This window comes from Flagellimonas sp. (genome assembly GCF_965601775.1).
Taxonomy (GTDB): domain Bacteria; phylum Bacteroidota; class Bacteroidia; order Flavobacteriales; family Flavobacteriaceae; genus Flagellimonas.
On the sequence record NZ_OZ271837.1, the window covers coordinates 3431421 to 3446629 of the forward strand.

General features: G+C 39.8%; 8 protein-coding genes. 7 read left to right on the forward strand and 1 reads right to left on the reverse strand.

What is annotated here, in order from left to right; translation table 11 throughout:
* The 6 genes from ACSLUF_RS15815 to ACSLUF_RS15840 all read left to right on the forward strand — a co-directional run bounded on the left by ACSLUF_RS15815 (position 1) and on the right by ACSLUF_RS15840 (position 10248).
* Positions 1 to 471 carry a monoheme cytochrome C gene (locus ACSLUF_RS15815; RefSeq protein WP_435623627.1) on the forward strand — a complete coding sequence of 157 codons (471 nt, stop codon included), beginning with the start codon at positions 1 to 3 and terminating at the stop codon, positions 469 to 471.
* A 112-nt stretch (positions 472 to 583) separates the two neighbouring features.
* Complete coding sequence (locus tag ACSLUF_RS15820; RefSeq protein ID WP_435623628.1) at positions 584 to 3883, forward strand: VCBS repeat-containing protein; 3300 nt, start codon at positions 584 to 586, stop codon at positions 3881 to 3883.
* Complete coding sequence (locus ACSLUF_RS15825) at positions 3876 to 7130, forward strand: VCBS repeat-containing protein (protein ID WP_435623629.1); 3255 nt, start codon at positions 3876 to 3878, stop codon at positions 7128 to 7130. Before ACSLUF_RS15820 ends, ACSLUF_RS15825 begins: the two co-directional genes overlap by 8 nt.
* Positions 7131 to 7140: 10 nt before the next feature.
* Complete coding sequence (locus ACSLUF_RS15830) at positions 7141 to 8469, forward strand: vanadium-dependent haloperoxidase (RefSeq protein ID WP_435623630.1); 1329 nt, start codon at positions 7141 to 7143, stop codon at positions 8467 to 8469.
* 20 nt (positions 8470 to 8489) lie between these two features.
* Positions 8490 to 9389, forward strand: coding sequence for a GyrI-like domain-containing protein (locus ACSLUF_RS15835; RefSeq protein ID WP_435623631.1), 900 nt, complete (start codon positions 8490 to 8492; stop codon positions 9387 to 9389).
* Positions 9382 to 10248, forward strand: a complete 867-nt coding sequence (locus ACSLUF_RS15840; protein WP_435623632.1) for a hypothetical protein — start codon at positions 9382 to 9384, stop codon at positions 10246 to 10248. Before ACSLUF_RS15835 ends, ACSLUF_RS15840 begins: the two co-directional genes overlap by 8 nt.
* On the opposite strand, the gene ACSLUF_RS15845 is transcribed toward ACSLUF_RS15840, so the two are convergent.
* Positions 10245 to 13961 (reverse strand): BamA/TamA family outer membrane protein, encoded by a 3717-nt coding sequence (locus ACSLUF_RS15845; protein WP_435623633.1) that lies wholly within the window; start codon positions 13959 to 13961, stop codon positions 10245 to 10247. The genes ACSLUF_RS15840 and ACSLUF_RS15845 overlap by 4 nt on opposite strands.
* A gap of 53 nt (positions 13962 to 14014) precedes the next feature.
* Here ACSLUF_RS15845 and ACSLUF_RS15850 point away from each other — a divergent pair, with 53 nt between their 5' ends.
* Complete coding sequence (locus ACSLUF_RS15850; protein ID WP_435623634.1) at positions 14015 to 15208, forward strand: Pycsar system effector family protein; 1194 nt, start codon at positions 14015 to 14017, stop codon at positions 15206 to 15208.
* Position 15209 lies beyond the last annotated feature (1 nt).

The following is a 15209-nucleotide window of genomic DNA, read 5'->3' on the forward strand; positions in this document are numbered from 1 at the left end:
ATGTCGTTTGAGAACCGTTTTAAAAATCAGGTTGAACTTCTTTATAGGAAACTAATCATTGGCTTTGGCGTCATCCTACTTTGCATTTTTACCTTGTTGTATGTTGTTCAGAACCCTTCCGTTTTTGAAAAGGAACCTGACATAACCGAATTGGTCAACGTTCAGGAAGTTCCAGAAGATTTAATAGAAAATGGCATCCATGTCGCTACAGGTTTTGTGGATGGTGAGGGTATGACCGAAGTAATCCAGAATTGTACCAATTGTCATTCCGCCAAATTGGTTACCCAAAACAGAATGAGCAAGGAAGGATGGGTAGCCACCATACGCTGGATGCAAGAAACCCAAAACCTTTGGGACCTGGGCAACAACGAGGAAATTATTGTCAATTATCTGGCAACAAACTATGCACCTGACAAAAAAGGGCGCAGGGATATTTTGACCAACATTGAATGGTATACTTTGGAGGAGTAACCCCAACTTTATAACACTCCCCTTCCCAACGCTTTGGTTCATTTTCAAACATTAACGATTCCCTTTTTTCTGTTCTTAAGGGAATGGCTATATTTCACCCTATTTTGATTTCATGGGAAGAATTTGGGGTATACTCTGCCTATTTGGGGTTTTGTTATTCGCGTGCACGCAAAAACAGCAAGAGGAGAAGTTATTCGTAAAAAGAATTGCTTCCGAAACCGGAATATCCTTTAAAAATCAATTGACTGATACTCCTGAACTGAACATCCTTACCTATTTATATTATTATAATGGTGCTGGAGTGGCCACTGGAGATTTTAACAATGATGGACTTCCTGATTTGTATTTTACCTCCAATCAAAATTCGGACAAGCTTTACTTGAACGAAGGGGATTTTAAGTTTAAGGATATCACCCAAGCTGCCCAGATAGATAATTCAAAAGGTTGGACCACTGGGGTCACCCATGTTGATATCAATAATGATGGTTGGCTGGACATTTATGTCTGTAAAGTAGGCAACTATCAGAATTTAAAGGGTAAAAATTTACTCTACGTGAATCAAGGGGCAGATGAGAACGGAATCCCCAGTTTCAAGGAGGAAGCTGATACGTATAATCTCGATTTTTCAGGTTTTTCTACCCAAGCTGCTTTTTTCGATTACGATTTGGATGGCGATTTGGACATGTATCTCCTCAATCATTCAGTAAAACCAAATCGCACCTATGGTAAAGGAAGTAAGCGTAAACAAATAGATTCCTTGTCCGGTGATATTCTTTATAGAAATGATGTTGGAAAATTCGTGGATGTTTCTGCAGAGGCTGGCATTTTTCAAGGATCCATAGGATATGGTCTCGGTATTGGAATAAGTGATGTAAACAATGATGGGTATCCTGATGTTTACGTCGGAAATGACTTTTTCGAAAATGACTACTTCTATCTTAACCAAGTCAATGGCACCTTCAAGGAAATGATTTCTGCCGATGAAAAAATTCTGGGCCATACATCCCATTTTTCCATGGGAAATGTCATATCGGATATCAATAATGATGGTTGGTCGGACATTATCTCGCTAGATATGCTTCCCGAGAACTTGGAAACCTATAAAACGTCGGGTTTGGAATACGCTTTCCCTACCTATGATCAATATCTAAAGAACGGATTCGCCCCTCAGTATATGCAAAATACCCTTCATCTAAATAGAAATGGTAAGGCATTTAGTGAAATAGCACACATGAGTGGCGTAGCGGCCACGGAATGGTCGTGGGGGGTTTTGGCTGCGGATTTCAATAATAACGGTCACAAAGACCTTTACATTTCAAACGGAATTAAAGGAGCTACCAACGATATGGATTTCATAAGCTTTATTGCCAATGAAAAAATCCAAAAGGTAATAGATGCTGGTATGACTCAAAAAGAAATGGCTTTTATCAACGAACTGCCTGAAAAAAAAGTACCTAACTATTTTTTTGAAAACAAAGGGGACCTCACCTTTAGCAATGTAACGAATAGCTGGTATCAAACGGAAAATTCGTTTAGCCATGGCTGCGTCTATGTTGACCTTGACCTTGATGGAGATTTGGATATTGTTGTGAACAATGTGGATGAAGAAGCACTTATTCTGGAAAATACCCAAAACGGGGAAAATAAGTCCCTCATCATTGCTTTTGAGGGAAGTTCAGCAAATCCTTTGGGAATTGGCGCCAAAGTCATGACCTACGTTAATGGGACATTGCAAACCCAGGAAAACTTTCCTGCTAAAGGTTATTTATCCGCTGTTTCCAATAGATTACATTTTGGTTTGGGAAAAGATTCCATTGTCGATTCGCTAGTGGTTTCTTGGCCTTTGGGGAAGACCGAGACCTTGAGGAGAGTACCCTATGGGCTTGTCTCGCTCAAATATGAAAATTCCAGGGATTCTTCTGGTGAAAAAATGCATTTACCCCGAACTATTTTTAGAGCAAAAGACAGTATCATTCCCTTTGTCCACAACGAAAAAACATCCGTTGAATTCAATGTAGACCCCTTGATTCCCTTTGCAAATACCAATAATGGTCCAAACATCAGCATAGCGGATGTAAACGGTGATGGTTTGGATGACATTTTCATTTCTGGAGCCAAAGCACAATCTTCTGTATTGTACCTGCAAACAGCAAGCGGCAAATTTGACATTCTTGACGACACCCTTTTTTCAAAAGATGCCTTCAATGAAGATGTAACGCATGCATTCTTTGATGCCAATGGAGATGGTGCCCAAGACTTAATTGTTGCGAGCGGGGGAAATGAGTTTAAGTCCTCGGACAGAATTAGACCTCGTTTGTATTTAAATCAAAATGGTGGCTTTGTAAAGGATGGTTCAGCTTTCCAAGGCATAGAGTTAAATGCCTCCAAAATAACTGTTTCGGATTTTGACAATGATGGGGATATGGACTTAACGATAGTCTCCGACCAAAAACCAAGAGAGTTCGGAATATCCGATCTTCAATATTTGTTTGCAAATGACGGGAAAGGGAAGTTTACGGATGTAACCGCCAACATGTCAAAAGAATTTCAAACTACAGGGAACATAAAAGATGTTTTATGGGTCGATTTGGATGGCAATGGTTTTCAGGATTTAATTGCTGTGGGGCATTGGATGCCCATAACTATTTTCCTGAACGATGGAAAACAATTGAAGTTAGCTTCATCCGAAAGTCTCAAGGAAACCAATGGTCTTTGGAATTCAATAATTGCGGAAGATTTTGATGCTGATGGGGATATTGACCTAGTTGCTGGCAACTGGGGATTGAACAGCAAGTTAAAAGCATCCGTTGCTTATCCCATCAATCTATACAGAAAGGATTTTGATGCCAACGGTTCCGTGGAAACCTTGGTCACCTATTTTCATGCGGGTAAGGAGACTCCCTTCGCCTCAAAAGATGAATTGGTAAAGCAAATGCCCTTTCTCAACAAAGAGTTCTTATCCTATAAAAGTTTTGCACAAGCCTCGCTTGAAGACCTTTTTGGGGCTAAAAATCTAAACGAAGCTCTAAATAAGAAGGTTTTTGAGCTGGCCAGTTGTTATTTTGAAAATAATGGAAACTTGGATTTCCAAAAGAAACCCCTTCCCAACATAGCTCAAATATCTACTGTAAATGATATGTTTGTAGATGATTTTGACCAGTCGGGCGAGAAGGATTTGCTATTAGTTGGAAATACGTACGAGATAAGTACCCAATTGGGCAGAATGGATGCTTCCCATGGTATTCTACTAGGTTTTGACGAACACGGCTTTTCTTGGAAACAAGACCTATTAATTGACATTCCAGGGCCAGCAAGAAGTATAGAAAAAGCAACCATTAACCATAAAGAACATTATATCATTGGCATCAATGATTCAAAACCATTGTTTTTTGAGAAAATTATACATGAATAAATATTGCTTTGGTCTTCTAATCAGTTTACTTGTTTTTAGTTGTAAAAACAAGGAGGGAGAGCTTTTCAAAAACCCTTCTTCTGAGCAAACGGGAATCACCTTTACGAATTCCCTTGAAGAATCTGATGATCTAAATATTTTGGACTACCTCTATTTTTACAATGGCGGTGGAGTGGCCATTGGTGATATCAATAATGATGACCTTCCAGATATCTTCTTTTCCGGGAATCGAATTAAAAACAAGCTTTATCTCAATAAGGGAAACCTGAAATTTGAGGACATTTCAGAAGCTGCAGGAATTGTAGGCGAAAGTGATTGGAATACGGGTGTCGCTATGGGAGATGTCAATGGAGATGGCTTTTTGGACGTGTATGTTTGTGCCGTGGTGGGCATCAATGGTTTTGAGGGCTATAACGAGCTTTTCATAAACAATGGGGACAACACCTTTACAGAAAGTGCCTCTAAATACGGTCTTGACTTTGATTCCTACAGCTCTTCGGCGGCTTTTTTGGATTATGACCTGGATGGGGATTTGGATATTTATGTATTGAACCATGCAGTTCATACCCAAGAATCATTTGGGAGAGTAGACCTACGCTATGAAAGAAACTACGAAACCGGCGATAAATTGATGCGAAACGATGGCGGCACTTTTACCGAGGTCAGTGAAGAAGCAGGAATTTTTGGAGGCATCAATGGTTACGGACTAGGTATTTCTGTGTCCGATTTCAATCAAGATGGGTATCCGGACCTTTATATTGGTAATGATTTCCACGAAGATGATTATTACTACATCAATAATGGGGATGGGACCTTTACTGATAGCTTAAGGGAGTATTTTGGACATACCAGCCGTTTCTCCATGGGGAGTGACGTTGCTGATATCAACCATGATGGGCTTCCCGATTTATTATCACTTGATATGTTGCCAGAAGATGAAATTCCTCTGAAATCTTCTGAAGGTGACGATAATATCCAAGTACAACGATTACGGGTCGAGCGCTTTGGGTACCACTATCAGTTTACACGCAACATGTTGTATGTAAACCAACCCTCAGGCAACTATTTGGAGACCGCCTTGTTAAGTGGAATTGCAGCCACGGATTGGAGCTGGAGCGCACTTTTTGGTGATTATGATCAGGATGGAGAACAAGATGTATTTGTCTCAAACGGAATTCCAAAGCGACCCAATGATTTGGATTTTATCCGATTTGTATCGAACGAACAAATCCAAAAAAAGCTGGATAACACCAAATTGGTGGACCAGCAAGCCCTGAATCTAATGCCTTCGGGCACTGTGAACAATTCAGTCTTCAAAGGGTTAAAAGGACTGAAATTTGAGAACAAGTCCAAACAGTGGATAACCCAAGACACCTTGGTATCTGGAGCAACCGCTTATGGTGACTTGGATAATGACGGTGATCTCGATTTAGTTACCAATAATATTAATACGGAAGCTACCCTTTACATTAATAAGACAGATGCTAAGGCTAATTATCTCAAAATAAAATTAAGATTTGAGGGGAAAAACCCCTTTGGTGTTGGGGCAAAAGTGTTTTCTTACCATAATGGCACCTTGCAGTTCAAAGAGCTTTTTCCAAATAGGGGATTCCAATCCAGTTCAGAACCTGTTATCCATTTTGGCTATGGCCAAGTTCAAAAAGTGGATTCTTTGAAAATCATTTGGCCCGATAAAACCTATCAAATGGTCAAAGACATAGAGGTAAACCAGACCATAAAGCTTGGTAAAAATGATGCTAAGCCATTTGAATACAGTAGGTTAAAACCAAAAGCTAAACCCTTGTTCCAAGTAGTGGATTCTAACCTGGGTATTGATTTTGATCATAAGGAGGATAACCATATTGACTTCAATCGAGAAAAATTGATTCCGTATCGTGTTTCAGATAGAGGACCTGCCTTGGCTTTAGGTGATCTAAATCAGGACGGTAAAACTGATATATTCTTTGGAAGTTCCAAATTCTCCCTTTCAAGAATTTATTTACAGGCTGACACCAGCTTTGTAGAACAAAAATTCCCTGAAATCCTTAAGGATTCCATTCGCGAAGAAATTACCGCACTAATCAATGATTTTGATGGAGATGGAAAAAATGATCTCTTCATTGGTGCTGGTGGTGCGGACTTTTCAGGAAAGGCCAAACCCCTATTAAATACCTTGTTTGTTCAAAGTGATTCAGTCTATAAGGAAGCAAACTTACCTGAATCTTTTGGCAACACTTCCATAATCAGGTCGAACGACTTTGATAACGATGGTGATTTAGACGTCTTTGTCGGCAATCATGTAGTGACTTCGAAGTTTGGGGAAATCCCAAACTCTTACCTTCTTGAAAACACGAAAAATGGTTTTATAATCGCTGCGGAAAATGTGTTTCAAAAAATGGGAATGGTCACTGATGCGGTATGGAGTGATTTCAACGCTGATGGAAGAGATGATTTGATAGTCGTTGGGGAGTGGATGCAACCCAAATTCTTTGAAAACACATCGAGCGGATTTCAAGAAGTTTCACTATTGGAGGAAGAAGATACGTTGAAAGGCCTATGGAGGAAAATACATCCTTTTGATATTGATAAGGACGGGGATATGGATTATTTACTGGGGAATTGGGGAACCAATTCAAAGTTCAAGGCTAGCCCTAATGCTCCCATGAATCTTTATTTCTCAGATTTTGATGGCAATGGAAGAACCGAGACCATTATCACCACCCAGAAAAATGGAAAACAATATCCACTTCTTGGTTTGGATGAGTTGTCCAGTCAAATAGTATCCCTTAGAAAAACTTTTGTAAACTATAGCGATTTCGCTGGCAAACCTATTGAGGCGCTCTTTGAGAAATCGGTTTTGGACCAAGCTTCCATTTTAGAAGTGACCGAACTACATTCAGGATATTTGGAGAATACCGATGGAACGTTTCGTTTTGTTCCTTTTCCTGAAGAACTTCAAGTATCCCCCTTAACCGCCTTCACGTCGCATGATTTTGATGCTGACGGTACTGAAGAGGTATTGGTTTCAGGGAATTACTTTGGAACCACTCCTTTCCATGGTAGGTTTGATTCCTTCCCTGGCGCATTGATTTCTTCTAAAAATGACATAATTTTGGGAGATAATTTAGGGTTGGACCTAACCAAAAAATCTGTAAGACATATGCATGTTCTTACCGTTGGCGAAAGTGATTATCTCTTGATAGCCTTCAACAACGAAAAAGCAAAAATGTATAAACTACTCAACTAAAATGTTTAAAATGATACGTAGAATAGGGCTGTTGCTGTTTTTGGCCGTTTTAGTAATTTCTTGCTCACAAAAAAAAGAAGATATTGTTATCTCAACGGAGGATTTTCATGAGTCCGTGGATCGGGTGACACAGGTAATGATCCATGACATTTTCTCTCCGCCTGTTGCTAGTCGGATATTTGTATATCCCAATATCGCCGCTTATGAAATCCTTGCCTCACAGGACAATGAATATCTTTCTTTGGCGAACCAAGTAAGGGAGCTTAGCCCGATTCCAAAACCATCGGACACGACCTCTTTGAACTATGAATTAGCTGCCTTGGTGGCACATATCGATTTGAACAAAAGACTAATTTTTTCAGAAGAACGAATCGAAACCTATCGAGATAGCCTGTATGCTCTATGGGAAAATAAGAATCCAAAACAATTTGAAGTTTCCAAAACGTATGGTCTTGAGGTGGCGGAACATATTTCGGAGTGGATGAATGGGGATAATTATGCCCAAACGCGTACTATGCCCAAATTCACCGTAGATACAGATAATCCTTCTCGTTGGCAGCCCACTCCTCCTGCATACATGGCCGGTATTGAGCCTCACTGGAGTAAAATTCGTCCATTCGTAATTGATTCTGCGAGTCAATTCAAACCCACTCCTCCTCCTCCGTTTTCCATGGAAAAGGATTCAGATTTCTATAAAGAAGTTCAAGAAGTCTATGACATCAGCAATGATATTACGTCCAAAGGAGATAGCTCTGAAGAGGTTCAGATTGCGCAGTTTTGGGATTGTAACCCATACGTTTCGGTAACCAGAGGACATTTGATGTTTGCTACCAAAAAAATTACACCTGGAGCCCACTGGATTGGTATCACAAAAATAGCCAGCAGAAAAAGTAATGCCGATGTGTACAAAACGGTTTATGCCTATACCAAAGCTTCCATTGCCATGGCGGATGCCTTTATCAGTTGTTGGGACGAAAAGTATAGAAGTAATCTTATTAGACCGGAAACCTTAATCAACGAGCATATTGATGAAAACTGGGAGCCTATTTTGCAAACTCCCCCCTTTCCAGAATACACTAGTGGGCATAGTGTGGTTTCTGGAGCAGCTGCTGTGGCCCTTACCGATGTATTTGGTGATAATTTTGCTTTTGATGATGATACTGAGGTTCCCTACGGTTTACCTGTACGTTCCTTTCCTTCCTTTAGAGCTGCCGCAGATGAAGCTGCAATTAGCAGAATGTATGGCGGAATCCATTATAGAGCAGCAGTGGAAATCGGTGTGAATCAAGGTCGAAATCTTGGCAAATTTGTAATTGATAATCTACAGATGACCCAATAGTCACAGATTTTAAGGAGCGTATGAAAAGAAAAATTTCCATTGGATTGGTATTTGTCTTGGTTTTTCTTCTATTCTGGTACCTGTTTCTTAAACCAAGCGATTATACGGTAACCTTTAAAGCAAATACTTTCCCCGGTGCCATCAACCAAACACTAAAAAAATGGGGCAAAAACTTCTCAGGGAAAATTATAGGACAAAAAGACTTGTTGCATATTGATCAAAGGTTGCAATTTGGAGATTCACTAGTCGATTACCAATGGATCATTACTCCCGTTACTGATTCTACCTCAAGAATAAAAGTGCGTATTACCGACAAAAACAACAGTCTTAAAAACAGAATTCTTATTCCATTTACCAATTCAGTAATCGAACAACGTTCAAAGAAAAACTTGCTGGATTACCGTGATATCCTAAATAACCATATTAAAAAATTCAAGGTCAGCGTTGAAGGTGAGGCCACTTTACCGGCTAGCTTTTGCGCTTATCTTCCCGCAAAGGGAGCCCAAGCTGAGAAGGCTTTTGGAATGATGCGGGATTTTCCTTACTTGAGCAGTTTCATCGAGGAGAATAATTTAAAACCAATAGGAACGCCCTTTGTAGAAATCACAGAATGGAATACAGTCTCAGACAGCATTTCATTTAACTTTTGCTATCCGATTCAGAAAACGGATTCACTTCCTATTCACCACGAAATAAAATTTAAAGAATACCCCAGTAAAAAAGCTATCAAGGCCATCTATAACGGTAACTATATTACCTCAGACCGTGCATGGTATCGCATTTTGACTTATGCCGAAAAGAACGGAATCCCTGTAAATTCCAATCCCATCGAAATATTTCGAGATAATCCTTCCTTAGGAGGTAATGAATTGGAATGGCAAGCTGAGATTTATATGCCCTTAAAGAATTCCGATGAATAGATTGATTCTGCTTATTAGTTTAATAGTATGCCAGGCTTGCGCACAAAAACCGTGGTATGGCGACTTGGAATATCTTGGCAAATTACCAACCAAGTTGAGTGAAGTCTCGGGCTTGATCGCCTTAAAAAACAAAAGCCTTTGGGTAATTGAAGATAATGGGAACAAGGACAAAATATATGAGATAACCCAAGAAGGCAATTTAGTCAGGGAATTTAAAGTTGAGAATGGAAAGAATCATGATTGGGAGGACCTAGCCAAGGATGAAGAAGACAATATTTACATTGGCAACTTTGGGAACAATTCAAATGACAGAGAAAATCTTTCAATCCTTAAAATCAATAATAACAAGGGGTTTAAGGATGGAAAAGCATCTGTGGAAAAAATAAAATTTGAATATCCGGAGCAAAAGAAATTTCCCCCAAAAAAGAAAAATTTACATTTTGATTGTGAGGCGTTCTTCCATCATGGAAATTCACTCTATTTAATCACAAAAAACAGGGCAAGACCTTACACGGGAAAGGCTTTCATTTATAAAGTTCCCGACACACCAGGAAAATACAAAGCCGAATTGGTCGGGGAGCTGACAACCTGTACGGATAGTCAGTTTTGCTCCGTTACCGGCGCGGATATCTCTCCAGATGGAAAAAAAATCGTACTCTTAGGCTCTGGGTTTATTTGGCTCTATACTGATTTTTCTTTTGATGATTTTACCCAGGGAAAGGTCCAGGTAATCGATGTATTGTATCGGACCCAACAAGAATCCATAGCCTTTTTGGACAACGAGACCTTATTGATTGCCGATGAGCAGTCTAAAACCAAGGGAAGAAACCTCTATAAGTATTCCCTTGCTAAAAATTAAAATCCGAAACCAAATCCGAAAGCGAAACGAATCCCGTCTGCGCTGTTGAAAAGTCCAACATTGGCAGAAATAATATCGGCGCCATTGATAAAAAATCCACCACCATACGAATTGTGCCACTTATCCGACGAGTCTCCTGGGAACCATACCCTTCCATAATCAAATCCGCCAAAGATTCCGGGAGTAACTGGTAAAAGCCCAGTACGTGAGCGACGAAAACTGTAGCGAATATCAGAATTTTGGAAAAATGCTGATTTCCCTGTAAACCGCTGGAACCTAAAACCACGCAAACCATTATTGGCCCCTATACTTGCTCCTTGATAAAATTCAAAATCGTCACCAAAATTGACATGCCCCTTAAGATTTGTGGCCAAAACCAAACGTCCGTCTGAAGTAAGCTTATGAACAAAAGCCAAACTGGGAATGATATAGGCAAATGCCCTATCTGAATCCGTTGCATTCATAGTGTAGCCCCCTTGAAGGGAAAAGCTCATCCCCAAAGTTGGAAAGGCTTCATTATCTGCATTGGAATAGCTGTATTCCGCATCCACTCCAAAGAAATCCTGTTCTGGGTCCCTCCCGGCATCTGTGAAAAAGCCCTCTATGAATCTACCTTCGGTTTCTTCCACATCATAATTTTCATAGAACACTCCAAGGCGAACTTTGGAACCCAATCTACCCCGCCAAACCAAAGAGGGTTTGAACTTTATGGTCTGTATTCGTACGCGATTAAAATCCAACTCCAGTTCTTCCGTATCATCATTATTTACTGTTTCGTTTCCAAAACCAAAGAAGTTGATGGCAAAGTTTGGACTGGTGAATCTTGCGTCAATTTCCAGGTTAACATTGTTAAAAAGATGGGCGAACTCCCCATTATAGCCTAAATCAAATCCGTTTGTCGCAAAATAAAACCCGGCACTAACCGTATGTCTTTGTGTAAAAGGGTTTTTTCTAAAACCATTAAAAGTATAGGTATTCGCCAAGCCTAAAATAATCCCATCATCTGGGTTAAATCCAAATTCAGGCAGCAACTGATTGTTACTCGCCTTTACTTTCTCAAAAACGTAATTGTTGGTATCATAGTCATTGAGTTTATGGATACTACCCCCGTAGGCTTGATCATAGGTGTTCTTCTTGGCCTTAAAATCGTAGGCGTGCACTTTCCTCGATTTATCTGCAATTTGGTAAACATCATTGTTCTGTCCACCCACAGCTCTCACCTTTATCTTGGAATCAGGAGTGTTAATGTCGAAAACATCGTCATCATCCAAACCATAGACCCATACTTCTTTGGTATGTTCAGGGTTGTACGTTTTATTGAAGAATAAATCCTTTTTCTCTCCTCCCTTTATTCGATATACCTTGACTTCCAAGTTGCCATTAGGCAAAGAACGTATGCTGAAGTAATCGTCTTTGTCTGTTCCCGTCACTACACTGAACTTATTCAAAATCCCAAAGTATTCCTTGGCAATCTCTACCAAATCTTCTTTTCGTGACAGTAGGTTGCTTTTGATTTTTTGAACCGTTTCATCCCTAACTTCTTCCGGAAAGTTTTGCATGGCTTTGTCAATTACCTCCCCGTTAATTTGTTCTTGCAAGTATTTGGCCTGCTTCACCCACATATCCAAATCAGTCTCTGAAAGTATGGCCATGTCCAAAGCAAATGTTCGGGGAGAAGAAGTAAACCCTTTTACATTTCGGACCTCCTCGTTGAAGCCTTCAAAAATCTTTAGCCCTGGAATGGTTCGGGATCCAATTCCTAAAATAAGTCCATCACCCCAACGTGAATAGGCTTGATCTCTATCCCTTGGAATTGGCTTGAAAATTTTCCCTCCATTCGGATCATCAACTTCCGCCCAACGCCATTGGTCTATATGCCTGTCCCAATCTCCGATTAGAATATCAAATAACCTTGCCTTTACATAGGCCAATTCATCCAATTTGTACTTCTCATCTTTCCTCAATTTATTGATTAGGTCATAAGTACTTTCAATCTTATTGGCGTAGCCAAAACTTGCCAAATTCCCGTGACCATCCGAGACATGTTCCTCAATCATATACAAACCATCCCCAAATTCATTATTAAAGTCTCCTAAAGTGGATTGTTTGGGTATATAAAATAGTTTAGGATTGGTGTGATAAATCCCCACAGCATCCGATAAATCTCCAACCGTAAATGGTGCATAAGGATGAGCTGCGGTATATAAATCCAAGAGAAGTTCTTCGGTATAGGATTCATCAAACTCCCCTATTATAAATTGTTCTTGAAAAGCAATGGCCTGCAAGTACCGTTCTGCACTCTTTCTAAGGTCTCGCATTACAAATTGCCGCCCGTCACTATGCTGCAATCGTAAAGAATTGGATTGGTTCCCTCCTCCTTTTCGTACCACTTTTAAACCACCATACAAAGTATCCAGTAAAACCGTGGGGGCCTTTACTTTTGTGGCATAGTACTTTCTATACCGTTCCCCCCACATCCATTTGTGAAAACCAGATTTCTGAATTTCGTCCTCTGAATACACCGAAGCCTCCTTGTACTTTGGAAAATCCGTTGGGTATTCTTTGGTGTCCCCTTTCAAATCCGCAGGTAAAACCTCCGAACTAAATAAAAACTCTTCTGTGCCATTGTCTCTTGGTCCATAAAAATCGACTTTGGAAGAACCATCAGTAAACACCTTTAATATGGCATACCCCGTTCTTCCTGTAGAAAATTTACTGCCATTCCGAAGCTTGGTGGCTCCAGTTTTAGCTCCCGCACCACTGACAATCTGGGGTATTCCTTCTTCTTCAATGTATTGTAAGGTATGTTCATGACCAGAAACAAAAATCACCTTGTTGGAGTATTGGGATAAGGTAACCGTTCGCTTTTTCAGGCGATTGTACATTTGATTTGATTGGTCTTCTATGGAAACTCCCGAGGTTTTGCGTAACAAATTCGCTATGCTTCCCAGAATAGGCAATGGTAATTTCCCGCTAGTGGGAGATATATGTTGCTTAAAGGAATAGTGTCCTCCATGCGACCCATAAGTAAACATAGGATGGTGGATGGCCACAATTATCGTTTTGTCCAAGTTCTTTTTGATGAGGCTTTCGTATTCCTCAAAAAACCGAACTCTATCCTTAATCTCACAATCATCGTTAATTGTGGGATGCTTGTCCCAATCCACCAAGTACCATTCAGAATCGACTGCAATAACGATTACCTTATCACTTATTTCAATCTTTTCTATAGGGCATCCATTTCTGGGTTGAAATACTTTCTTGCTATCCAAAGCCTTTTGGATATATTCCTCTTCCCGTTCCAATCCCTTGAGTCCATCACTATACCAATCATGATTCCCAGGAATAAAAATGGGATTTCCTTTAAACCCATTTAAAGTTGCGAGTTGGGCATCCAAACTGTTTTTTGCTTTCTTAAAGCCCTCAGGGTCATCCTTTTTGTCCGGCATCCCTTTGGGATAGATATTATCTCCTAAAAAAAGTGCAGTACTTGCTTGCGGTGCCTTTTCTAATTTCGCCTTGAAATTTTGAAGTGCTGGGTTCAATTCTCCAATAGGGGATTTACCTGCGTCTCCAATCAAATAAAATGTGTGTTCAACTATTTTTTCTTCGGGAACAATGCTTTTCTGAAATGGCTCTGCATATTTTTCCTTGTAGGTTGCGCAGCTGGCAACAAAGAGAAGTAATAGCAGCGATATTAGGCGTAACTTCATATTGATAAGGTTGATACCAAAATTTTGTATTTTGGAGTTTTCAAACATAGGATATGTCGGAAATAATTGGAAAAGCAGAAAACTACGTTACCGAACTTTTGGAAAAAGAACTTGACCCGAAATTTCTTTACCACAATTTGCGACATACCCAGCGTGTAGTTAAAAGTACTAAAGAATTACTCAACAACTACGATTTGACGGATTTGGAAAAGGAAAAGCTGGTTTTGGCCGCTTGGTTCCATGACACAGGGTACACCCAAGGGGTAAGCAATCATGAAGAAAACAGTTGTGCAATCGCCAAGGAATTTCTTACTAGAAATGAATATGACGCCACCACTATTGAAGCCATATGTGATGATATAATGGCCACTAAACGTTATTATGAGCCCAAAAGGCTATCCGAACAGATTATTCGAGATGCCGATTCCTCACATTTTGCCCAAAGAAGCTATTGGGAAACCACAGACTTTTTAAAAGAGGAGTTGGAAAAATTGGGAATCGCCGAGTATACCCCAAAAGAGTGGAGGGATGAAAACATTAAGATGTTCCGGAATGAACATCAATTTTACACGGATTATGCTGTAGAAAACTGGCAGGAAGGCAAGGAAAGGAATTTGAAACAATTGGTTAAGGAGAAAAAGACTGAAAAAGAGATTGCCAAAAAAGAAGCCTTAAAAGCCAAGTATAAAAGTGAAAGCCCAGATAGGAGTGTTCAGACCTTGTATCGGGTAACCTTAAAAAATCATCTGAAATTAAGTGACATTGCGGATACTAAAGCCAACATTCTTCTGTCTGTAAATGCGATTATTATTTCATTGGTATTGGCCAATTTAATCCCTAAACTGGACAATCCTTCCAACACCTATTTGATATATCCTACACTCATTTTTATAGTATTCAGTGTGGTGTCCATGGTGCTTTCTATATTGGCCACAAGACCAAATGTGACCAGTGGAAAATTCACAAAAAAAGATGTTGAAGACAAGAAAGTCAATCTGCTCTTTTTCGGAAACTTTCACAAAATGAGCCTTGATGATTACGAATGGGCCCTTCAAGAGCTGGTTAAAGACAAAGAATACGTATACTCCTCCCTAACCAAGGATTTGTATTTTTTAGGATTGGTATTGGATAAAAAATACAAAATACTAAGACTGACCTATAATATTTTCATGGTAGGAATGATAGTCTCAGTAATTGCCTTTGGTATTGCCTTTCGCTTTTTTGGGCCGGATAGAATGACGTTTTGAA

Bases quoted from the DNA above. Each gene is read 5' to 3' on its own strand.
- ACSLUF_RS15825 (WP_435623629.1), top strand. From the start codon at position 3,876: ATGAATAAATATTGCTTTGGTCTTCTAATCAGTTTACTTGTTTTTAGT.
- ACSLUF_RS15835 (WP_435623631.1), top strand. From the start codon at position 8,490: ATGAAAAGAAAAATTTCCATTGGATTGGTATTTGTCTTGGTTTTTCTT.
- ACSLUF_RS15845 (WP_435623633.1), bottom strand. From the start codon at position 13,961: ATGAAGTTACGCCTAATATCGCTGCTATTACTTCTCTTTGTTGCCAGC.
- ACSLUF_RS15820 (WP_435623628.1), top strand. From the start codon at position 584: ATGGGAAGAATTTGGGGTATACTCTGCCTATTTGGGGTTTTGTTATTC.
- ACSLUF_RS15840 (WP_435623632.1), top strand. From the start codon at position 9,382: ATGAATAGATTGATTCTGCTTATTAGTTTAATAGTATGCCAGGCTTGC.
- ACSLUF_RS15815 (WP_435623627.1), top strand. From the start codon at position 1: ATGTCGTTTGAGAACCGTTTTAAAAATCAGGTTGAACTTCTTTATAGG.
- ACSLUF_RS15850 (WP_435623634.1), top strand. From the start codon at position 14,015: ATGTCGGAAATAATTGGAAAAGCAGAAAACTACGTTACCGAACTTTTG.
- ACSLUF_RS15830 (WP_435623630.1), top strand. From the start codon at position 7,141: ATGATACGTAGAATAGGGCTGTTGCTGTTTTTGGCCGTTTTAGTAATT.